This window comes from Treponema berlinense, assembly GCF_052273165.1.
In the GTDB taxonomy this organism is placed as follows: domain Bacteria; phylum Spirochaetota; class Spirochaetia; order Treponematales; family Treponemataceae; genus Treponema_D; species Treponema_D berlinense_A.
Window position 1 is genome coordinate 86,433 of the sequence record NZ_DAVZIU010000004.1, and the last position, 22,513, is coordinate 108,945.

Consider the following 22,513-nt stretch of genomic DNA (forward strand, 5'->3'; position numbering starts at 1 on the left):
ATAAGCAGAGAAAAAAATTAAAATCAACAAAATAAAAAAAGCGTACGGTCTTTGAATGTCCAGCATAAAATTCCTCGATTAAGTTTTAAATTTCTTTCAACAAAATTCGGCGGATAAACCACGCTGCAAAAAAAACAATCGCTGAAAAAATCACAAAATATGAATAAAGCTGCTGGTTTGAAGATTTGTAGTGAAAAGTCTGCAAGACATTTTGCTTTCGGCTTACAGAATTAAGAGCCTCCGCAAAAGCTGCAGTCGATTCAATTCCAAAATACGTTCCGCCACCAGCAAGAGCAATTTCTTCAAGAGAAGACGAATCAAATTCAGAATCGTAATAGCCAGAATGGACCTTGCCGGAATTAGGATCAACATATTCAATCGGCACAGTTCCTTTTGTTCCAATTCCAAAAGTGTAGACTATAATTCCATTTTGGGTAGCAAGGTTTGCAGCTGTATCGGGATGAATTGAGCCTGCGTTATTTTCTCCGTCGGTTATTAAAACAATGCATTTTTTTGGAGCAGAAGAAGCTATAAGATGGTAAACGGCGCTGCTTAAACCGATTCCAAGCGCTGTTCCTTCTCCAAGTCCTCCTGTGACAAGAGAATCAAGGCGCCGCAAAAAAAGCTCATGGTCAATAGTCGGCGGAACAATCGCAGCGGCCTCGCTTGCCATGGCAACAAGCCCAAAAGCGGCGCCTCTGTTGTTATTTACAAGAGTGCGGATTCCCTGCTTTGCAGCGTCCAAACGGGTCATATTTGCAATATCACGGGCTGCCATTGAAGGACTCGTATCAAGCACAAAAAGAATATCTGCGCCCTTAGAAGTATAAATTTTTTCCTGTTTTTGAATTACAGGGTCGGCAAAAGCACAGACAAGGCTTATATAACCTACCACACCCAAAAAAACAGAAAACGCATTAAAAAAAACAGAAACTTTACCTTTCCAGACAAAACTTTTTCCTTTCCAATCCGAAAAAACAACTGGAAAAGAAATTTTTTTGAAAATTTTAAGCTGGCGGAGAATAAAAAGGGCAGGAATTGCCGCCAAAAACAAAAAAGCAGTCGGATTTTCAAACACTGGCATTCTCATCATTTGCTTCATTCTCCAGTTCAAAAGTAAAAAATTTTATGGCGCTAAGACAGCGGTTTACAAGAATTTCGCGCTCTCCGTCGGCAAGCACCGCTTCGTAAAGAGAAGCTGGTTTTTTAAACGAATCGACAGAACCTTTTGCAAAACGAATATAATCACATCTTCCAAAAACTTCCACAATGTCACTCACAGCAGAACCTTGTGATTCCGAAAGCGAACCGCAGGCTATCTCTTCAAATTTTTCGTAAAAATGTCCGCATGTCATCGACAAAAAACATTCGTCAAACCGGCCGCACAGATATTTTCTGACGATCAGTGTAAGTTGAGAACAAAATTCCTCATCATCTTTTTTTTCTTTGAGAAGTTTGTTCAACTGCTTTTGAGAAGTCTTATAAAGTTTTTTGATTTTCCGCTGTTCTCCAGCAAGAATAAAAAGGGCTAAAAAATACGGCAGTTTTAAAACAAAAAATATGACAATTCCAACACAAACAAAAAAAATTACCGCAAGAATAATCAACAAAAAAGAAGTTCCTGGAACAACACGAGGACCTGCTGGAGGCCTAAGAGAAACCGCCCCTATTTTACCAGCAAGAGAATTTACAGAAACAGGCGCAAAATCTACAGGAAAAGCCGCAACAGAGCGTTCTTTTTTTTGCGAAGCGCGAACCAGATTCGACAAATCGAATGAAGAAAAATCAATTACGCCAGTCTGCCACGGAATAAAAAAAACTGTGAGCGTGTATTCAAAACCAATGTGCTCCAAAACAACCCGATAAACCAGGCATTTTTCCGACATTTTGTTAAAAACCGGCCAGTCAGTCAAAAGTTCGAGGGTTTTTATGTCTGTTCCAGAAATTTTATTTTCAAAAAGATCTACGTCTGTATGAAAAACATATTTTAATTCACATCTGTCGCCGACATAAATATTTTTCGGCATGAGAATCTGCACTGCGTTGTTTGAACTTGAATTTTTTGAAGCAAGATTCTGTGAAAAACAAAATGAGCCAGACAAAACAAAAGAAAACAGAAAAAGAAAAACTTTTTTCATCTTTCTCTCCGGCTACAAAAAAACTTATTCAAAACAAAGGCAGGGTCGTCCGCGGTCGATAAAACAACAGGGCTTGCTCCGTGCCTCAGACAGAATTCTTTCCAGTTGTCCAGACGACGGCGATTGTCTTCAAACCAGGCATTTTTAAAGGCTTTTAAGGATGTAGGAAATTTTCTTGTAACGCCACTTTCAATGTCAGAAAAAAAAGCTGTTCCGATTTCCGGCAATTCGCTGTCCAAAGAATCCGTAATCCGCATTGCAACAACGTCATTTTTTTCTGCAAGCCGGGCAAGGTTTTCCTGCCAGAGCGATGAACGAAAATCCGAAATTACAAAAACCAAAGAACGTTTTTTTAAAAGCTTATGTGCTCCTTTTAACGCAGAGCTAAGAACAGAACCTTTTTCAATTTTTTCTTCAGGTTCGTCAAGCCTGCTCAAAATCATCATTGCCTGATCACGTCCAGTTTTTGCCTTTGTGCTGAATCTTATTTTTCCATCAAAAAAAACAGCTCCAATCGAAGAATTATTTTGCAAGCAGGCAAGAACTAAAAGTGCGACGGCTTCCGAAGCAACCTGAATCCGAGTTTTTTTATTTGTTCCAGAAAACATAGAAAGAGAACGATCCAAAACAAAAAATACCTGAATCTCACGGTCTTCTTCGTATAATTTCACAAAAGGATGTCCCATTCTTGCTGTAACGTTCCAGTCGATTGAGCGAACGTTATCTCCGGCGTTGTATTCGCGAACTCCGTAAAAATCAATTCCCTGACCACGGTAAACCGACTTAAAACCGCCAAGACGTAGATTGTCGGCAAGTGTTTTTGCAGACAGCTTTAGAAGAGAAGCTTTTTGTACAAGTCTGTTTGAATTTTCATCAAAAATTTTCAGCATCGGACAGCCTTTAAAAATTCAACTATGGAACAGGAACAAACGTTAAAATTTTTGAAATAATTTCGTCGGCAGTTATTCCATCGGCAGCTGCTTCGTAAGAAAGAACAAGCCTGTGCCTTAAAACTTCGCAGGCGGCATTTTTTACGTCTTCTGGCAAAACAAAAGAACGTCCGGCAAACAAGGCTTTTACTTTTGAACACTGCAAAAGAGCAATTCCAGAACGAGGCGAAGCGCCAAAAGAAATATATTTTGAAAACTCAGTGCGCCGTCCAGTATTAAGATTGCGCGTTACCGAAACAATGTTTACCATATATTCGATAATTTTGTCAGCGCAGACAACTTTTTCAAAAGCCGACTGTAAGTCTTTTATTTTTTGAGCGGAAAGCACTTTTTTAACGGCAACTTCACCCGCTTTTCCAGCAGTTTTTACAATTTGAATTTCTTCCTGAGGAGTCGGATAAGAAACCAGGACTTTTAGCAAAAAGCGGTCAAGTTCTGCTTCCGGTAAATTGTAGGTTCCTTCCTGCTCAATCGGGTTCTGGGTTGCAAGAACCAAAAATGGTAAAGGAAGCGGATATGTTTTTTCACCAATCGTAACCTGTTTTTCCGCCATGGCCTCAAGCAACGCTGACTGAACTTTTGCAGGAGCGCGGTTAATTTCATCGGCAAGCACAACGTTTGTAAAAACAGGACCTTTTCTGACAGAAAAATTTCCAGTGTTCTGCTCGTAAATCAAAGTTCCGCTTACGTCCGCAGGCAAAAGATCCGGAGTAAACTGAATACGCTTAAAATCAAGACCAGAAAGTTCAGCAAAAGTTTTTACGGCAAGTGTCTTTGCAAGACCGGGAACTCCCTCCAAAAGAACATGTCCGCCTGTAATTATCGCAGTAAGAATCGCATCAATTACCTGTCCCTGCCCAACAAGCCGTTTTGCAGCTTCTGTCCGGCACTCTTCCAGAATCTTCTGGCAGTTTTCAAAAATCGCCGAATCCTGAATATTTTCGCTGCTGTTGCCCTGTCCGTTAACTTCCGTATTTTCAAAACCAGTTAAAGTTGAATTTATATTATTTTTATCCATTTTATAGCCTAAAAGTTGTATATTTATGCATGTCTAATTGACGCACGCACTTTATAACGATAATATACTTTATCATGTTGAACCCTTTAGCACAAGAATTGAACAATGTTCTTAAAAACACAACTCCAGGCGAGTTGCTTTCAGATTTAGGATTAAGGATTTTCTTCCCAAAAGGCATTATTGCTCAGGGAGGAGAAGCAAAAAAATTCGGAAAAGTTGCAAACGCAACAATCGGAACAACGCTCACAGGCGGAAAACCGGCAATTCTCGAAGCTGTGCATAAATATGCACCAGAACTTTCTGCTGGAGAGCTGGTTTCGTATATGCCGACCGCTGGCAATCCGGAACTGCGTGCACTTTGGAAAGATTTAATCTACAAAAAGAATCCAGGGCTCAAAGGAAAATCGATTTCCCTGCCAGTTGTAGTTCCAGGACTAACAGCAGGAATTTCCTATCTTGCAGACCTTTTTCTTGACGAAGACAAAACTCTTCTTTCGCCAAATCCAAGTTGGGACAATTATGCGCTCATTGTAGAAACACGCAGAAATTCACAGTTCCACACATTCAATCTTTTTTCAGGCGACGGATTCGACCTTGACTCGTTCAAAAAAGCATTAGAAAAAGAAGCGGAAACAGGGTTTGTCCGTTTACTTTTAAACTTTCCTCAAAATCCAAGTGGCTATTCACCTACAAACGCAGAAGCAGCTCAGATTGTAAAAATAATTCGCGATGTTGCAGAAAAAGGCGCAAAAGTTCTTATTTGGGACGATGACGCATATTTTGGGCTAAACTACGAAAATGACATTTATCCACAGTCGCTCTTTGCAGAATTTGCAGACCTGCACGAGAATGTTCTTGCAGTAAAAATCGACGGACCTACAAAAGAAGACTTTGTATGGGGCTTCCGCACAGGATTTTTAACATTTGGCGGAAAAGGATTAACTGAAGAACACTACGCTGCCCTCGAAAAAAAACTCATGGGACTTATTCGTTCTTCAGTAAGTTGCTCATCGACTCCAAGCCAGAGCCTTGCATTGCGCGCATTCAGCGATCCAGAGCTCGAAAATCAAAAAAAGGATTTCCGCAATCTCCTCGAAGAACGCTATACAGAAGTAAAAAAATTCGTAACCTCGCATACAAGCAAAAATCTTGAAGCTCTGCCATTCAATTCAGGATATTTCATGAGTTTTCACACAAAAGTCGATGCCGAACAGTTGCGCCAGAAGATACTGCACGAAAAGCAGATTGGAACAGTTGCAATTGATTCAGAAACACTCAGAGTTGCATTCTCTAGTCTTGAAAAAGAACAGGTAGAAACAGTATACAAAGCAATTTATGACTGCGCCGACAATATGTAAATCAATTTTATAAAAACACAAAAGACGTCAGAAAATCTGGCGTCTTTTTTATTTGTCGGCAATCCACTTTCAATCTGAAAATTGCGCCGTCAACCTGGCACTAAATTTTATAAAAAAATATACTGGCTTTTGAAACAAACAGTCGTTTTTTTCTATTCATAAATATTTATAAATGTAAAAAAATACGGTATACTCAAATAATGACTGGATTTTTGAGGACTTCTTTTTTTGCGGCGATTTTTATTTTTTGCGGACTTTTTTTTGGCTGCAAGACACAAGACAATTCGCCAGACACTTTTATAATTTGGACTGACCGTGAAGAATTTGTTTCTTACAGTGAACTTTTTAATTCGATTCAAGACAAGACAAAAGCTATAATTGTTTACAAAAAGCGTCTTGCAAGCGCACTTCCTCCTGCAAAGGATGAAGAAAAACCAGATTTAATTGCAGGTTCCTGGCTCAAAAACGACAACACGCGCAAACTCTTTCGTCCTCTCGATTCACTTTTAAGCAAAGACAGCATCGATGTTTCTACGCTTTACTCGCCTCTTGTTGAATACGGCAAAGTTTTCGGCAGCCAGTATCTTATTCCTGTTAGTTTTAATCTTCCGATTTTTGTTTTTTCTTCCAAAAACGAAGATAAAATTCCAAATCAATATTCGCTTTCTCTTGAACAGATAAAAGAACTCGCTGGTGACTTTAACACTGTAAATAAAAAAGGTTTCTATACAAAAATGGGTTTTGCCCCTTCCTGGGACGATGAATTTTTATACGAAGTTGCTAAAAAATTCGGTCCTTGTTTTAAGCAAAAAGGAAACGGATTTGTCTGGGACGAAAAAAAACTTTCAGAAGCAGTTGAATATATCAGAACCTGGACGGCAGAAAAAAACTCAAGCACAACGGCAGAACAGGATTTTGAATTCAAATATCTCTACACCCCAAAATATAGACAAATTGCCGAAGGCAGAACGCTTTTTAGCTACATAACGAGCAGTGAACTTTTTAAAATTTCTTTTGAACAGCTTGGCGAAGTTGATTTCCGATGGCTTTCGATAAACGGCTCCATTCCTGCAAAAGACGACATTGTTTCTATGGCAATTTACAAGCACGCAAAAAATCCAAAGCAGGCTGAAAATTTTATCCGCTGGTTTTTCCAGGAAAAAAATCAAAAACTTTTGCTGGAACGCTCTGAAAAAATGCATCTGGACACGGCGACTTTTGGAATCGTGTCCGGTTTTTCGACAATAAAAGGTGTAAACGAGCGCATTTTTCCAACTTTTTACAGAAATTTGCTCGGAAACTTGCCGGCAGAAGAAAAAATTGCAGCTCCACAGGCTTTTTCACCACGCTGGCAAAGCATAAAAGAGCGCGTAATTTTTCCTTATTTGAACAATGCAATAAAAACCGACAGCGACAAAAAAAATCTTACGATGGAATCGCTTTTAAATACCTGGTCAAAGCAATTTGACTAAAAAACAGCCGAAAATGACGTCAGTTTTTATCATTAAAAGTTTGCGTTGCAAACTTTCTTATCATAGGAGTGCAAAATTATGAGCGAAGCTTTAATTTCTCAGGACGAACTGAACAAACTTTTACAAGCGGAACGTTCAAAAATAAAAACCATAAGAAAACCGAATTTCAAATCCTCTCAAATTCTGGAAAATTTTGCAAAGTTTTCGGACAGATTAAAAATCGAACGGATTTCTGTAACACAGGAAGAAGTTGACAGCGTTCTAGGAAAAAAACAATAAAAAATTCATGTTTTTATGGTATTTGCACAAAATGCCATAAAAAAATATACCGTTCTCTAAACTAAATTTTTATTTTTCCGAAAATTTATTAGAGGTTGGGTTATGGTCAATTCTATTTCTTTAAATGCTTATTCATACGGCGGAATTTTAAGTGGCAGTTCTGGAAAACTCTATGTTCCTGTAAATCCTGCTTATGTTATATATTCTCAATTTGACCATATTTCTGGAGTTGCTTCTTCAATCCCAGAACACGGAGTTTCTGTAAGTAAAATTCAGATTTTAAACTCTCTTTTAAACCAGCTTATCTCCATGAGAAACCAGCCAAAAGCAGAAATTTCCGACAATTCAAATTTGAGCGATGACCAAATGGAAAGTCTTATTCAAAATTATCAATCTCAAATTCAAAACGAAATCGAAAAATCTCATCTGACAGGTTACGGACTTGCGGGCGTTCAGCCTCAGACAGGACAAATTCTCGATCTGACGGCGTAATTCTAATTATTTGCGAACTTTTTTTGATAAAAAATACTGTCCATCCACTCAAATCGTTGTTCGCACCAATCAGTAAGATATTTTACTTCGCTTTTATAAGTTTTTCGGTTGCGATATCCAGGTGCGCGTGGCCAAATTTCGCTTCCAATTATGTGCCATACGCTGTCATTTAATTCTCCGGCAGAATTTAAAAGCTCGCCCTGCTCCTTAAGCCAGTCAATCGAAAATTTTAATTCAAGCCGGGTTTCACACCAACGTTTTTCTACCGCATTTACAAAATCCGCATCGTTAAAAAGGCGGTGATACCAGGACGACTGGTTTATCAAAAAACCTTCTTCGTTGGACGGCATCGTCGAGTTTTTAGAAAAATCAAAAACCCTGAACATTTGAATCCATGCGCTGTTGCTTACGAGAGAATTATAAGAATTGCTTCCTGTAGAACTTTCGCCACTGTTTCCAAAAGCAATATCGTGATCCCAGGCAGGTCCCATAAAGAGTTTATCCTGATTGTAGTCATAATTCATGAAAACCGAGTTATAGAACTTTGCATCGTAATTTTTTGAAAATTCAGAGAGAAGATACCAGTCAACAAACGAATTCATATCAAAATATTTTTTGTATCCGTCTTTTTTTAACCAATTTTCGCTATAAAGAATATTTTCGAGTTCGGTTATTTTTTCCGCCCATTTTTTGTAGTTTTCTTCGGTTGATTTTGGAGAACGGATATGAAACCTTAAGCCTGTCGGGCTTGAAAAAGAATACGGACGTCCGCTGTGACTGTCGATTTCGGCAAGAAAACCTTCCCCCTCAAATTCAACACGGCTTTTTTCGACTTCGACTTTTTCCGTAATTGAATAAAGTCCGCGGTATTTGCCATTTATAAAGAGTGTTATAAATTTTGACTGCGGATTCCAGCGCATTTTATCCCAGACCTTGTGAGTAAGATATTCGGCATAAAAATTTCGAAGCATTGAGCGGTCACAGGGATTTGCAATCAAAATCCATTTTCGGGCAGCAGGCATTCCCAAAAGATTTGCTTCGCGGTCAAGTTTTAAAAGATACGGTTTTTTCTTTGTAAAAGTGGTCTTCCAGGTTGAATTTCCGTGTCCACGAACCTTGCATTTTCCTGTAAGAACGACAGAAGAATCCGTTAAAGTAAAATCGCCTTTTAAATAGTTTTCTTTGCTTGTAATTTCTTTATTTTTGTTTGTAGAAAGTTCAAGTATCGGAAGACCGAGTTTTTTGCAACTTTCAAAAGTAACTTCCCGTTCGGAAGAAAGCAAGAATGCTAAAACACAGCCAAACGAAAGCAGAACAAATAAAAAAACAAAACCGACAGAATATCTTTTTATTCCCTTAAAAACGCTCATATTTTTTAGATATTTTAGATAAATCTAGTACGTTACTTCGCCGTCATGCGCAAGAATTGTTGAAGAAACAACATTTTCAAGAGCGGCAACTTCCTGTAAAAGAGCAGAATCGTCAGAAGCGCGAATTTCCACAACAAGGTTGATTTTTCCGTTAGAAAGAGCACGGCTTTTTACTGCAAAAGTTTTGCAATATTTTTGAACAAGCGCCATTATGCTTTTTTCGAGTTCGTAGCTGTTACCGCTTACCATCAAAATTTTTGGAGCTTTTGCAACAGGAAGCCTGTCCAAAACAAAAAGTGCAATAGTCAAAATAAATGCAAGCACGCACGAAATTTGAGCAAGACCTGCGCCACAGATAATTCCTGTAGAAATCGCCCAAAACAGAAAAACCAAATCCATTGGATCTTTTATTGCAGTTCTAAAGCGGACAATAGAAAGAGCGCCGACCATACCTAAAGAAATTACAACGCTCGACTGAATCGTCAAAATTACACCGGCAGTAATCAATACGAGAGCAGGAAGCGCAATGTTAAAAGACTTTGAATAAAAAGTCCTGCGCGTCAAAAGCCTGTAAGCAAAAAAAATGTAAAGCGCAAAAATCGACGCAATAAAAAAAACAACAATGATGTTTTCTGGAGTTGCATCGTACCTTGTAAATCCCTGAATGAATGATTTTTTGAAAATATCCTTAAATCCCATAAAAGTTACCGTCCTTTTTTATGTTTTCTATATTTTTAGATTTTTAAGCCATCCCGTGAATATCAAATTTTCTGCAAAGGTAGAATTTTGAAAAACTCGTCCATTGCAAAAGGCTCGTCTGACACGCCTCGTTTATAAAATCTGGCAAAAACTCGTCGAATTTTACTTCCATCATATTGGTTCCAACAGGAAGAACAGACCTGAACGCTGCCTGAGGATTAAAAAAATCCTCTATGTTGCTTGAACTGCGAAGGTTTCTGTCAAAAGTTACACGAACGTTTCCGTCCGGATAAACAAAAGGCACTCTCTCGTAAGCGACAATTACAACAGGCCTTAATGCACGAAAATGCATCTGAGAAATCAATTTTTTTAAGAGGTATGGAGTTTGGGCCGTAAAATCTGGAATTTGACCAGTCATAATCTGTTCGAGAGTTTTTTGCGGAATTGGACACGAAGTTTTTAGGCACATTCCGTTTACTTTTTGCTTTAATTCCAAAGTAATGCGCTCTTTTGAACAGTTGTAAATTCTGATTCTGAATTTTTCGCGCGGGTCGGTGCCATTTTCGTTTTCTAAAAAACAAGTGTCGTAAATATCATCGAAGTAAATGCTTCGGATTGAGTATTCGCCTGCTGCACCAGTATTTTTGTCCAGATATAGCAACGCTCCAATCCGCTGTTCAATTGCAGAAAGAACCATTTCCGGAGAAAAATATTTAAACTCGTGTCTGAATTTAGGCATTATTGCAACTCTCCAGAAGTTACCGAACAATCGGTAACTTCTATATGAATTATACAGAAATATTTTCTGAGTGTAAATAATTTTTTTATAAAAAATTGAAATAACGTTTAAATAATTAAACATTTAACCTAAAGAACCAAAGAAAAGTTTTTTAAGCAATGCCTAGCCCGTGCTGGAGCAACGCCAAAGGCGGCCCGAAAGGGCTGAGGGTTACCGAATTGCGGAAGGACGGTTTGAGAGCAGATGCGCTCCAAAAGTTTTAAATAAAAAAAACGAGATGCTTTTTTACTTGCATCCCGTTTTTGTAAGTTTTTGAGTTTTTAAGTTTTTAGCTCCACAAAAGCCAAAGAACGATTGCCGAAGCTGTTGTTGTAATAATAGTAAAACTTCCTCCGACTTTTAACCATTTTGCAAATGACATTGGATAGCCTTCGTTTTTGACGATTCCCATGGCCACAACATTTGCGCTTGCTCCAAAAGGAGTGAGGTTTCCGCCAAGACAAGAACCAACGAGCAGAGCAAACATAAAAAGGTCGGCTCCCATTCCAAGTCCAGCGCCCATCTGCTGCGCAACAGGAAGCATAACCATAATGTACGGAACGTTGTCTACAAATCCAGAAATCAAAATGCTCACGGCAAGAATTACGACAAAGCCCAAAAATTTACTTCCGCCACAGAAGTGAACAAGGAAATTTGCAAATTCTTTTAAAAGCCCTACTCCGCTGATTGCTCCAACGACAACGAAAATTCCCATCAGGAAGAAAATTGTTTCCCAGTCGAGCTCCTTTATTAAAGTCCAGACTTCGCTTTTGTTTTTTTTCTGGTTTGCAGAATACCACAGAACTCCGATTGCAGCCAAAATTATTACAAAAAGTCCAGAAGAAAGGTTCATTAGGCTTTCAGGAACGATTTTTGAAAGGGATGGGCTTGCAAAAGAAAGAGCCGCCAGTCCAAAAATCATGACGAGCATTAAAGCGGCAGGAAAGGCTGAGAGAACAGGTTCGCTTTGAACAGCGGATTTGTCCTTTAAATGCGCAAATATTATATAGAAGAAAATACAGCCTGCAAGAAGACCTGTCTGAACGACAAAGAATATGGAGAGTTTTCCTTCGTGAATAAAAAAGTCGTTAAAATTGTAATTTGCAACTGCGGCAAAAATCATGCTCGGAGGATCGCCTACAAGGGTTGCTGTTCCTTCGAGATTTGACATGACTGCAAGACCGACCATAAACATTGTCGGGTTCATCTTTAATTTTTTACAGAGGCTCAGCGCAATTGGAGCCATAACAAGAACTGTCGCAACGTTTTCGACAAAAATCGAAATAATTCCAGTCATTGCAAGAATCAGGACAATTGCAACTCCTGTCGAAGGCGCAATGGAAACAAGCCAGTCGGCAATTTTTGCGGGAACTTTTGAATACAGGAAAAGTGCCGCAATCGTCATTGCTCCGACATAAATCATAAGAACGTTCCAGTTAATCAAGGTACCGAAAGCGTTTGTCAAAGCAAAAAGACGTGAAACCTGTCCTTCTGCCGAACCAAAAATAACGCCCGGAAAAATCATTCCGAGCACAATGCATAAAATTCCGGCAAATGTCGTAAACCACACTTTTTTGTCTTGAAAGACGATTACAAGCGCGTACATTAAGACGGCAAGTGCCAGAATAACCCATTTAAGTTCCATAAAAAACCCCAATAAAAAAGTAGGATTATTCTAGCAAATTAAGACAACATGGAAAAGCGAAAAAACGATTAAACAACGGTGCAAAAAAATGTGGAAACTGTGAGTTTTAAAAGAAAAACTTAGCCCGGATCGCCACGGAAAGACCGGACGAGCGAAGCGAAGGAGGACTTGCAGTAAGAGCCGGTTTGACAAGAAAATGCGCTCCGAATTTTCAAGAATTTTACCTGGCTTTTTGTTCAATTTTGAGCAATAAATTTCTCCCAATAATAAAAATAATTAACGACAAAATCGCAATTATTGTCATTGAATTCACGGCTCAAAAATACTATAATGCGTTTTAGTTAGATTTTTTTTAAGGAGATCTTAGAATGACAGTTAATGACATTAAGAATGCCAAGATTAAGTCTTGGGTTGAAGAATGTGTTAAAATGTGTGAACCTGACCAGGTTGTTGTATGCGATGGTTCTACAGCAGAGTATGACCGTCTCGTAAAAATTTGTGTAGACGCTGGTCTTGCTACTCCATTGGCTAAAAAACCTCACAGCTACCTTTTCCGCTCAGATCCTTCTGACGTAGCACGTGTTGAAAAAAGAACATTCATCGCAGCAAAAACTCAGGAAGCTGCTGGTCCTACAAACAACTGGATCGACCCTGCTGAACTCAAAGCAACAATGAAAGGTCTTTACAAAGGATGTATGCACGGACGCACAATGTACGTTATTCCGTTCTGCATGGGACCTCTCGGTTCACCAATCGCAAAATACGGTATTGAACTTACAGATTCAGAATATGTTGTTTTGAACATGGACATCATGACTCGTGCCGGCGAAAAAGTTTGGCAGTACATTGATGACAACTTTATTCCTTGTCTTCACTCAGTTGGAAAACCACTCAACAATGGCGAAAAAGACAACGGTGTATGGGCTTGCGCTCCAGTTGAACAGAAATACATTTCTCAGTTCCCAGAAGAACACCTCATCTGGTCTTATGGTTCTGGATACGGTGGAAACGCTCTTCTCGGAAAAAAATGTTTCGCTCTCCGCATTGCTTCAGTTCTCGCCCGCGAAGAAGGTTGGCTTGCAGAACACATGCTTATTCTTAAGCTCACAAACCCACAGGGCGAAGTTAAATACGTTACAGGTGCTTTCCCATCAGCTTGTGGAAAAACAAACCTCGCAATGCTTATTCCTACAATTCCTGGCTGGAAAGTTGAAACAGTCGGCGATGATATTGCATGGATGAAATTCGGAAAAGACGGTCGTCTTTACGCTATCAACCCAGAAGCAGGATTCTTCGGAGTTGCTCCAGGAACTTCTGCTCAGTCTAACAAAAACGCTCTTGAAGCTGCTTCTAAAAACACTATCTTCACAAACTGTGCGCTCACAGAAGACGGAGATGTTTGGTGGGAAGGAATCGGCTACCCTGCAAAAGGCAAGCTCGTTGACTGGAAAGGCAACACACGCGATGCTCTTCCAAAAGACAAATCACCAAAAGGCGAAGAATTTGCTCATCCAAACGCACGCTTTACAGCACCAGCTAAACAGTGTCCATGTATCGCTTCTGACTGGGAATCTCCAGAAGGAGTTCCGATTTCTGCAATCCTGTTCGGTGGACGCCGTCCATCAACTGTTCCGCTCGTACACCAGAGCCGCAACTGGAACCACGGTGTATTCCTCGGATCTATCGTAGGTTCAGAAATCACAGCCGCTTCTACAATCGATGCTTCTCAGGTTGGAAAAATCCGCCGCGACCCGTTCGCAATTCTTCCATTCTGCGGATACAACATGGGCGACTACTTCCAGCACTGGATTGATGTTGGCAACGCTGCAAAAGACAAAGACCTCTTGCCAAAAATCTTCTACGTTAACTGGTTCCGCAAGGACGACAACAACGCAGATCTTCCTGGCGGATTTATGTGGCCAGGATACGGTGACAACAGCCGCGTTCTTGAATGGATTTTCGACCGCTGTGACGGAAAAGACAACTTTGTCGACACACCAATCGGATACATGCCAAAAGAAGGTGCAATCAATACTGACGGTCTCGAAGACTACTACAAAAAGACTCTTCCAGAGATTCTCAAAGTTGATGTTGAAGGCTGGAAAAAAGAAGTTAAAGATATTCGTGAAAACCACTATCCAAAATTCGGAAAACACCTTCCAAAAGAACTTACAGCAATCCTCGATGACCTTGAGGCTCGCTTGAACAAATAATTTGGCTTTAGGCTAGATTCAAAAAAAAACAAAGGCTGTCCTTAAAGTTGATTATTCAACAAAGGGCAGCCTTTTTTTATTTGACAAAACTTCTATCTTCTGGTGCGCTTGCAGCCTTCACGAAATCCTTAAAAACAGATGCAAAAACTCTGGCCAAGACCGACTTTTTGTTTTATTGTGCTAAGGCTTTTTTTACGGCCTGCAAATCTTTCTTTAAGAGCGGGCTTTCTGAATTTTGAACAAGTTCTTTTTCGAGAATCACTTTTGCTTCGTCAAATTTTCCTGAATTAAAAAGCGGTACAACCTGATTGTGAACAGATATTTCGTGCTTTTTAAGAATCTGTCCGTCTATCATTTTTTTTACGCGGTTTTGCATTGCAACGTCTGCAAGAGCACTGCGCTTTTTAAAAAGTTCAAGCGCATCACTCTCACGGTTTTCGTTAAGAAGATTGACCGCAGCGTTGTAAAGAGAATTTCCGTAAGTTTTTTGAAGAGTCCCGCTGTTTCCAAAATTTTGAATGACTTTTTCAAGAAATTCGAGGGCTTTTTCCGGCTGTGAGGCGCGATTTTGAGTTATTGAGTAATTGCAGACCAGCGTATCAAGGTCATTTTTTGCTGTTTTTGTTTCTGGGTCTGAAAAAAGTTTTAGAAATTCAAGGCGGCTTATTTCGAGAGGAATTGCCCTTTCGTAGTCTCCAGAATCGTTTAAGCTGCTTGCAATATTTTTTCCGGTCAAGGTTGCGGCTGCACGGCTACTTATCTGCCTGTTTCCGGCGTAGTACTTTTTTGGAATTACGGCGTATTTGCGGTTGTTTTCGGATTGAGCGACAAGTTTTTTTTCGCCAGGATTAAAGCCATAAGGATTTGTCGTTTCAACGTCGATTTTTTTTGTGTCAATAAAAACAGAACAATAGGCGTGGATATTTGTTTCCTGAACGCAGATTTCAATTTCTAGACTCCGGGCTAACGCAAGATACAAAATGCTTGCAGTGACGCAGTTGTACGAACCTGTCAAAAGAGTCGTGTTAAGGCGTGTTGCGTCTTCTTCGTACCGGTAAAGGGCAACATCATACAAAAATAAAAGCAGTTTTTCTGCCGCGTCAATTTTTTCGAGACCATAAAACTGTTTTTTTACGGCTTTTTCGAGCGAATCGTATTTTTTTAAGCAGGACAAGCCTTCTTCGCTTTCTACTGGACAGAACGAATATTCCAACGCTGTCTGGATTATCTGTCTTGAGGTAAGATTTTGGCCAAGAATACTTTGTTTTTCGTCAGAGTTTTCTATTTTTTGAATTGAATTTTCCTCCAGCCCCCACAAAATAGACGGCTCAAGTGAAGGAAATGCAAAAATAAGAGGAACTGTAAAAAATGCAAAAATTATTGCCAGAAATTTTTTCATATACACTATTTTTTTAACAGATATTTTTCGATTTTGAGGGTGATTTCTTGACCTGAAGGCAAATCTTCATCTTCGGTCGGTAAATCTGCGGTCAAAATCTGGGAAGTTTCGTTGTTAAGGCGAATACGACAACGCGTCGTCTGTCCTAAAAATGCTGTCGAAACAACAGTTCCGCTGACTGTAAGGCAATTTTTTGTTTCTTTTTCGCTGGCACTTATCTTTACAAACCATTCTGGCCGGACTGTCAATTTTTTTGCTTCTTTTAGGGCTGGATTATCAATTTCAAATTCATTTAAATCAGTCAGTTTTATAAAATTTGCCCTGCCGACTGCATCTGCGACAAAATCGTTTGCCGGCTCAAAATAGATTTGCCTTGGAGTTCCAACTTGCTGCAATTTTCCAGCTTTTAAAACCGCAATCGTATCAGAAAGTGAAAGTGCTTCTTCCTGGTCGTGAGTAACATAGAGAGTTGTAATTCCAATCTGGCTTTGAACATCTTTTAGTTCTTCACGAACCTGAGTACGCAACTTTGCATCAAGAGAAGAAAGAGGCTCGTCCATTAAAAGAATTTTCGGCTCAAGAACAAGAGCGCGCCCCAAGGCTACGCGCTGCTGCTGTCCGCCAGAAAGCTCATGAGGAAATCTTTCCAGAAGATTGGCGATTCCGAGGATGCGCGCGGTTTTATGTATTTTTGCAAAATTTTCTTCTTTGTTGTTTTTATTTTTTATTTCAAGTCCATAGAGAAGATTTTTCTGAACCGTCATATGCGGAAAAAGCGCATAATCTTGAAAAACCATTCCAATCTGCCTTTTTTCTGGAGGAACAAAGGTGCAGTCCGCACCATCAATCAAAATTGAACCAGAATCTGGTGTTAAAAAACCAGAAACTATTTTTAGGAGGGTTGTTTTTCCGCAACCGCTTGGTCCCAAAAGTGTTGTAAAACTACCGCTTTTTACTTCAAGAAAAAAATCGTCGATAGTCCGAGTATTTCCAAAACTAAAAGAAACATTCTTAAAAGTAAGGCTTGCACTGCTACTGTTCATAAATTTTTGCCTCAAACCGCCGGCTAAAAATTTTTCCGGCTCCAAGTATTATAAAAGTTATGACAGTTAAAACAAGTGCCAGAGCCGCAGATTTGCCCCAGTCGCCCTGCTCTGCCAAATTCAAAATTTTTATCGAAGCAAGTCCTGTGTTAAAACTTACCAGAAAAATAACCGAACTTATAGTTCCCACGCCACGAGCAAAATCGTAAACAGCAGAACTAAATAGACCGCCAATGCTCAACGGCAAAATAATATCCTTTAAGACCTTCAGCCGGCCTGCACCCAAAGAACGGGCAGCTTCGTCAAGAGAAATTTTCAGACGACTAAAAGTTGAAGAGCAGATTCTATAACTAAACGGCAGATAACTTACAGTCATTGCAATTATGATTAAAAATGAACTCAATTCAAAATGAAGAATTCTTTCGATATACGAAGAAACATAGGCTAGAGAAAGCCCAAAAAGCGTTCCTGGAATTGCAGAAGGAATCTGACAAACCGCATCAAGCCCCGAAACTAGCGGAAGTTTTGTTCTGTGAGTAAGATAAACGGTTAGAGCCGCAATAAAAGTTGACAAAAGCGCTGCCACAAAGGCAAAACAAAGGGAATTGAACAGACTCTGGCTGAACGAAAAAATTGCCTTAAAATGGGCAAAGGTAAAGCTCGTATTTATTCCCCAAAGTTTTTGAAAAGCGCCCATTATAATGGAAACAAGTTGTGCAATAATCAGGACAGCAAAAAAAGAACAAAAAACCGTAAGTAAAATATTCATTCCAAAAGTGACACTTTTGTTTTTTTTGAACGGAATATTTTTTTCAGATTTTTGGCTTGGCTTTCCTCCGGCGATTTTTCCGCCAATTGTCGCAAATTTTAAGGCATTTTTTTTATAAAAACGGTTTTGCACCAGAAAAAGTAATATTGACGGAATCAAAAGAACAAGTCCCATTGCCGCACTTGTTCCAATGTTAAGCCAGCCGGTAAGCTGGGTGTAGATTTCAACAGCGAGAACATTAAACCTTCCGCCAACAATCAGAGGATTTCCAAAATCGCTCAAAACACTTACTGCAATAAAAAGCGCAGCCGAAACAATTCCAGCAAAGCTCAACGGCAAAGTGACAGACTTAAAAATTTTCCAGTTGCCTGCTCCCATGCTTTTTGCAGCCTGCTCAATAGAAGGGTTTATTCCGTTTAAAGTCTGACAGCAAATTAAATATGCAATCGGAAAAAAGCACAAAACCTGGCTTAAGAGAAGTCCCCAAAAACCGTAAAGGCTTACATCAAGACCGAGCAATGTTTTTGTAAAAAACCCCTGCCGCCCAAACAGAAGAATAAAAGAAAGACCTCCGACAAAAGGAGGAGTAACCATGTGGACAACAGGAACGACCGCAAATAATTTTTTTAAAGGAAGATTGCCGCGGACAACGGCATAAGCGTAAATGTAACCGACAAAAACAGAAACAAAGGTCGAGCAGACACATTCGATAGCGGTATTTCTGATTGCCGTAAAAAATCTTTTTTGAGTAAAAATTTGTGCAAAGTCGGACGGGCGCACAGAAAAAAGAGCGTATAAAACAGGAATAATTACTGTTATCGCAAAAAAAAGCCACAATGCAACGCAGGCAAAAAAACTTTTTTCCTGACCGTAAATTTTTCCTGTTTTATTCAATTTAGTTCCTTGAAAAATGGACTATTTCCAATTCTAGTTTAAGATTTTTGACCACTTAGACAAAACTTCTGTTTTTTGACCAGCAGCCTTTGCTCTATCATAATTGATTAAATCAACATCTTCAATTCTTGTTGCTCCTTCAATTATGCCAGCCTCTGAATTTACAGGAACAGTAAAGTCGATCGAAGTCATAAGTTCCTGAGCGTCTTTATCGAGAATAAAATCAACAAACTTTTTGGCATTTTCAGGATTTTTTGCATTCTTCAAAACTGCAATACAGTCAACGTCGCCAGCAGTTTTTGGAGGCGAAACTGTCACAATATCAAATCCCTGTGCCTTATATTTTACAAGCGCATGAAGGTAAGCAACTCCAAGAGCATATTCGCCTGTTCCAATGAGTTTTGGAGGCGCGCTTCCGCTGTCTGGAAACTGACCAACAAGCTGGCTCAATTTTTCAAGATAATCCCAACCGTTTTCCCAACCAAGACGCTGCAACTGGTTCTGTAGGAAAAGATACGCCGTCGAAGAACTTGCAGGATTTGTCATAACAACTTCGCCCTTAAAAATTGGATTTACAAGCTCATCCCAAGTCTTAGGATATTCAACACCAGGGAATTTTTCTGCAAAACGCTTTGCGTTAATTCCAATTCCAAGAGAAAGAACACAAAATCCAGTCCAGGTTCCGTCAGAAGATTTTGCATAAGACGGCAATTTGCCTGCAATTTTTGGAACATAAACGTCCAGAGCACCAGCTTTTGCAGCCTGAATATGGTAAGCAGAACCACCGCCCAGAAGAACATCAGCTTTAGGGTCGTCTTTTTCGGCTATAACGCGGTTTACAAGCTCGCCAGTTGTCGCACGTAAATAATTTACTTTAATTCCAGTTTTTTTTGTAAAAAGATTACAAAGAGCCGCAGTTTCTTCATCGTGAATAATCGAATAAACATTCAATGCTCCGCCTTTTTTTCCACAGGCCGAAAACAATACACAAGAAGCAAAAACAATCGCAAGTGTTCCAAAAACTTTTTTCATAAATCCTCCAATTCCTTTATAACCTAGTAATATAGTATGTTATAAAAGTTTATTCAATATGAATATAGATAATAAGTATAAAAACGGAATGTTAATTTTTGATTAAAAAAACAAAAAACAGACAAATAGAAAAAAAATTGAATTTTAATTATAATTTCGTTCATGTCGCAAATTAAAGAAAAATCCTCTCGAAACAAGACCATAAATTTTACAGAAGAAGAAGGCTCAGAATACTTAAAAAAATGCCTTTTTGCAGATTCGTCATTTTTGCCATCAAAAGAAAAACTTACCGACTGCATAATCTGTGGCGACACATTTGAACTGCTTCCAAAACTTCCAGAAGAAACATTTCCGCTTATAATTGCAGATCCGCCGTACAACCTTTCAAAACAGTACAATTCTTCAAAATTTGCAGCAAAAAATCATGCAGAATACAAATCTTACACACAAAAATGGCTTGAACTTACACTGCCACTTCTCACAAAAAACGGTTCAATGTACATCTGCGTCGACTGGCAAAGCTCAATAATTGTTGGCGAAGTTTTAAACGAATACGAAGAAGAAGGAAAGATCGTTCTGCGCAACAGAATCACCTGGGAAAGAGAAAAAGGCCGCGGAGCAAAAGCAAACTGGAAAAACTGCCACGAAGACATTTGGTTTTTTACAAAATCCGAAGATTATGTTTTTAACACAGATGCAGTAAAAATGCGCAGAAAAGTAATCGCTCCGTACAAAACCAACGGAAAACCAAAAGACTGGACAGAATCTTCCGAAGGAAATTACCGCGACACCTGTCCTCCAAATTTTTGGAACGACATAACAATTCCATTCTGGTCTATGAGTGAAAATACGGCACATCCAACTCAAAAACCAGAAAAACTACTTGCAAAGCTAATCTTGGCGTCAAGCAATCAGGGAGATTTAATTTTCGACCCTTTTGCAGGGTCTGGAAGCACAGCCGTAACGGCAAAAAAACTCGGCCGCCACTGGTGCGCAATCGAAAAAGAACAGCGTTACTGCGCCTGGAGTGAATATCGCCTTCAAATGGCAGAAAAAGACTCTTCGATTCAAGGCTATTCAGACGGAATTTTTCATATGCGAAACGAATAGCCTTTCCTGAAAAAAAATCTCAACTTACCACGAAATTACGCAGCTGACAGGAAAATGGTCAGAATATCCAGTTCCGTACTTTAAAATATATTTTGAAGGCGAACCGTCGGCATTTGACCAGTTTCCTTTACATTCAACCTTAAAATCAGAAACATTCGCGCCGCTTCCAGCAAAAAAATGATCGATTCGCTCCCAATTCCCGTTATAAAAATAACTGCCCGGCTCAAAAAGATTTCCGCCAGAATCGTACCAGGGAGAATAAACAAAAGCAGGATTTTCACCGCGAAGCTCAACATTAAACTGGAGTTTTCGTCCGTTTATCTTTCTAAATTCAAGAATATCGCGGTTAAAGTCGCCACAGGCAACCACGGGAATATTGTTGCCTTCATACTCCGCAAAACTCTGGGCAAGAACCGATTCCTGAAAATTCCGCCAAACCTCGCTTTTTTCCGCCCCACCGCTCTTGCTTTTCCAATGATTAACCAGAAGCAAAAGAGGGCGTTCATTTACATTTACAAAAACTCTTAAAAGCGGGCGCATCGAAGGCTGGATTTCGGATTCAGAACGAACATCCAGAGAATGAACCGTTTTTCCAAAAAGCGGAAAACGACTCAAAACACCCATCCCAATAGCCGAACCTTCATCTTTGTAAAAACAACCATATCTGTAATTTTTTGAAATGCTGAAATTTGAACAAAGCCGGTTAAAAATGTCATAAAGTTGGTCTTCGTTTTCAAGCTCCTGCATAACAAAAATATCCGGCTCACAGGCTTTTACAACTTCCGAAAGCCGCTCAAGCCTGACACCGTATTTTTCTTTGCACCAGCCAGCAGAACCAGAAGCAAACTCAGAATATTCAGTTCCGCTAAAGTTGCCGTCAAAAAAAGTCTGCAAATTCCAATTTAAAATTTTGACAGAATTCAATTTTTCAGACTGATTTTTTTCTGCAAGTAAACACGACTGATTGCACGAACAAAACAAAAATTCTAACACAAAAAATGAAAAACCAAAACAAAAAACAGATTTCTTAATTTTCATAAATTGCCTCTTAACAAAAAAACTCTTCTATATAATAAAGTGTCTTTAAAGTTAAACTTATGACAATTTTTTGAAAAAAAATCAAAAAAATTCTTTTAGAAGATTTGATCGAAAACTGTTAAATTTAAGAATTCTGCTTCATAAAATTTGCCCAGATTTTGTCTGCCTTTGCAATGTGATTCAAAACCCAGCTTGCAATATATTTGTAAAAACCAAGGACACCTCCCTTGCTGTCAGCAGAAAGTTTCTGAATCTGAAAACCAACTTCCTTTATAAAAAATTCATGTGCAGCCTTGTGCGTGCTAAGTCCGACATAACCGATTTTTTTCTGAAGCTCTTCTTCGTTAGAAAAATGATATTCAGTATAATCAGTCAATTCTTTTAAAATGGAAGGCATTTTTTCCTTTAATGCAGATTCATCTCCAGTAACAACATCATAAAGTTCGTTTGCAATCGCAATAAGTTTTTTGTGCTGCTTGTCAATTTCCGGAACCCCCAAAAGATATTCGTCGTTCCATTCGATTTTTTTAATTTCTTCATTCATAAAAAAGCCTCATTTTACAAAAATTATTTATCTGCCAAAAAATTCCCAGACAACTTATTGCTAAAAAAATACAACAGAAATCTCAATTCGTCAAATTTTAGAACAAATCAGGGCGTGCCGGCAACAAGTTGCCGTCAGGCTTTCCAGAGTTCCGGCTTCCGCCTGCATTGCTCCACTACGTTCCGCAACGGCTCCGCCGCTCTTCCAATCCTTCACGCAAAAACACAACGCAGATAATCTTCCGGGCTCAAATTGTGGATTTTTGCAGTTTC

At 39.2% G+C, this 22,513-nt stretch carries 21 protein-coding genes; 6 read left to right on the forward strand and 15 right to left on the reverse strand.

The window, feature by feature from the left end; translation table 11 throughout:
- Nucleotides 1–85 precede the first annotated feature (85 nt).
- Genes ACT6XC_RS02910 through ACT6XC_RS02925 form a run of 4 tightly spaced genes read right to left on the reverse strand, consistent with a single transcriptional unit; the run spans nt 86 to nt 4,106 of the window.
- Nucleotides 86–1,093: a VWA domain-containing protein gene (locus ACT6XC_RS02910; RefSeq protein WP_443740730.1), complete on the reverse strand. Its 1,008-nt coding sequence runs from the start codon at nt 1,091–1,093 to the stop codon at nt 86–88.
- Nucleotides 1,071–2,138: a hypothetical protein gene (locus ACT6XC_RS02915; protein ID WP_443740731.1), complete on the reverse strand. Its 1,068-nt coding sequence runs from the start codon at nt 2,136–2,138 to the stop codon at nt 1,071–1,073. Before ACT6XC_RS02915 ends, ACT6XC_RS02910 begins: the two co-directional genes overlap by 23 nt.
- Nucleotides 2,135–3,028, reverse strand: coding sequence for a DUF58 domain-containing protein (locus tag ACT6XC_RS02920; RefSeq protein WP_443740732.1), 894 nt, complete (start codon nt 3,026–3,028; stop codon nt 2,135–2,137). Before ACT6XC_RS02920 ends, ACT6XC_RS02915 begins: the two co-directional genes overlap by 4 nt.
- 22 nt (nt 3,029–3,050) lie before the next feature.
- Nucleotides 3,051–4,106 (reverse strand): AAA family ATPase, encoded by a 1,056-nt coding sequence (locus tag ACT6XC_RS02925; protein ID WP_443740733.1) that lies wholly within the window; start codon nt 4,104–4,106, stop codon nt 3,051–3,053.
- Between the two features lie 74 nt (nt 4,107–4,180).
- Here ACT6XC_RS02925 and ACT6XC_RS02930 point away from each other — a divergent pair, with 74 nt between their 5' ends.
- From ACT6XC_RS02930 to ACT6XC_RS02945, 4 genes are all read left to right on the forward strand, one after another.
- Nucleotides 4,181–5,464: an aminotransferase class I/II-fold pyridoxal phosphate-dependent enzyme gene (locus ACT6XC_RS02930; RefSeq protein ID WP_443740734.1), complete on the forward strand. Its 1,284-nt coding sequence runs from the start codon at nt 4,181–4,183 to the stop codon at nt 5,462–5,464.
- A gap of 200 nt (nt 5,465–5,664) precedes the next feature.
- On the forward strand, nt 5,665–6,936 hold the full coding sequence (locus tag ACT6XC_RS02935; RefSeq protein WP_443740735.1) for an extracellular solute-binding protein: 1,272 nt from the start codon (nt 5,665–5,667) through the stop codon (nt 6,934–6,936).
- Between the two features lie 78 nt (nt 6,937–7,014).
- The gene (locus ACT6XC_RS02940) at nt 7,015–7,215 is read left to right on the forward strand and encodes a hypothetical protein (protein WP_443737448.1); all 201 of its coding nucleotides are present in this window, start codon (nt 7,015–7,017) and stop codon (nt 7,213–7,215) included.
- A gap of 102 nt (nt 7,216–7,317) precedes the next feature.
- Complete coding sequence (locus tag ACT6XC_RS02945) at nt 7,318–7,707, forward strand: hypothetical protein (protein WP_443737449.1); 390 nt, start codon at nt 7,318–7,320, stop codon at nt 7,705–7,707.
- A 2-nt stretch (nt 7,708–7,709) separates the two neighbouring features.
- Here the strand turns inward: ACT6XC_RS02945 and ACT6XC_RS02950 are convergent, their stop codons facing one another.
- From ACT6XC_RS02950 to ACT6XC_RS02965, 4 genes are all read right to left on the reverse strand, one after another.
- Nucleotides 7,710–9,077 carry a CotH kinase family protein gene (locus ACT6XC_RS02950; RefSeq protein ID WP_443740736.1) on the reverse strand — a complete coding sequence of 456 codons (1,368 nt, stop codon included), beginning with the start codon at nt 9,075–9,077 and terminating at the stop codon, nt 7,710–7,712.
- Nucleotides 9,078–9,101: 24 nt separating this feature from the next.
- Nucleotides 9,102–9,776, reverse strand: coding sequence for a DUF4956 domain-containing protein (locus ACT6XC_RS02955; RefSeq protein WP_443737451.1), 675 nt, complete (start codon nt 9,774–9,776; stop codon nt 9,102–9,104).
- 43 nt (nt 9,777–9,819) lie between these two features.
- Entirely contained in the window at nt 9,820–10,515 is a 696-nt protein-coding gene (locus tag ACT6XC_RS02960; RefSeq protein ID WP_443740737.1) for a polyphosphate polymerase domain-containing protein, read from the reverse strand.
- Between the two features lie 328 nt (nt 10,516–10,843).
- Nucleotides 10,844–12,199, reverse strand: coding sequence for an SLC13 family permease (locus tag ACT6XC_RS02965; RefSeq protein ID WP_443740738.1), 1,356 nt, complete (start codon nt 12,197–12,199; stop codon nt 10,844–10,846).
- 368 nt (nt 12,200–12,567) lie between these two features.
- On the opposite strand from ACT6XC_RS02965, the gene ACT6XC_RS02970 reads away from it, so the two are divergent.
- Nucleotides 12,568–14,412 carry a phosphoenolpyruvate carboxykinase (GTP) gene (locus ACT6XC_RS02970; RefSeq protein WP_443740739.1) on the forward strand — a complete coding sequence of 615 codons (1,845 nt, stop codon included), beginning with the start codon at nt 12,568–12,570 and terminating at the stop codon, nt 14,410–14,412.
- Between the two features lie 172 nt (nt 14,413–14,584).
- Here the strand turns inward: ACT6XC_RS02970 and ACT6XC_RS02975 are convergent, their stop codons facing one another.
- From ACT6XC_RS02975 to ACT6XC_RS02990, 4 genes are read right to left on the reverse strand one after another with little or no spacing between them, the layout of a single operon-like run.
- Nucleotides 14,585–15,811 (reverse strand): hypothetical protein, encoded by a 1,227-nt coding sequence (locus ACT6XC_RS02975; RefSeq protein WP_443740740.1) that lies wholly within the window; start codon nt 15,809–15,811, stop codon nt 14,585–14,587.
- A 5-nt stretch (nt 15,812–15,816) separates the two neighbouring features.
- Complete coding sequence (locus ACT6XC_RS02980) at nt 15,817–16,854, reverse strand: ABC transporter ATP-binding protein (protein ID WP_443737456.1); 1,038 nt, start codon at nt 16,852–16,854, stop codon at nt 15,817–15,819.
- On the reverse strand, nt 16,844–18,517 hold the full coding sequence (locus tag ACT6XC_RS02985; protein WP_443740741.1) for an ABC transporter permease: 1,674 nt from the start codon (nt 18,515–18,517) through the stop codon (nt 16,844–16,846). The genes ACT6XC_RS02980 and ACT6XC_RS02985 overlap by 11 nt, the downstream gene beginning before the upstream one ends.
- A 33-nt stretch (nt 18,518–18,550) precedes the next feature.
- Complete coding sequence (locus ACT6XC_RS02990) at nt 18,551–19,549, reverse strand: ABC transporter substrate-binding protein (RefSeq protein ID WP_443740742.1); 999 nt, start codon at nt 19,547–19,549, stop codon at nt 18,551–18,553.
- A gap of 162 nt (nt 19,550–19,711) precedes the next feature.
- On the opposite strand from ACT6XC_RS02990, the gene ACT6XC_RS02995 reads away from it, so the two are divergent.
- Nucleotides 19,712–20,659, forward strand: coding sequence for a DNA-methyltransferase (locus ACT6XC_RS02995; RefSeq protein ID WP_443737459.1), 948 nt, complete (start codon nt 19,712–19,714; stop codon nt 20,657–20,659).
- Nucleotides 20,660–20,683: 24 nt separating this feature from the next.
- Here ACT6XC_RS02995 and ACT6XC_RS03000 read toward each other — a convergent pair whose 3' ends face one another.
- The 3 genes from ACT6XC_RS03000 to ACT6XC_RS03010 all read right to left on the reverse strand — a co-directional run.
- A complete protein-coding gene (locus ACT6XC_RS03000) occupies nt 20,684–21,697 on the reverse strand; it encodes an endonuclease/exonuclease/phosphatase family protein (protein ID WP_443740743.1) in 1,014 nt (337 codons plus the stop codon).
- 124 nt (nt 21,698–21,821) lie between these two features.
- On the reverse strand, nt 21,822–22,241 hold the full coding sequence (locus ACT6XC_RS03005) for a bacteriohemerythrin (RefSeq protein WP_443737461.1): 420 nt from the start codon (nt 22,239–22,241) through the stop codon (nt 21,822–21,824).
- Nucleotides 22,242–22,331: 90 nt separating this feature from the next.
- The coding region (locus tag ACT6XC_RS03010; RefSeq protein WP_443740744.1) for a hypothetical protein at nt 22,332–22,513 on the reverse strand (182 nt) is incomplete at its 5' end.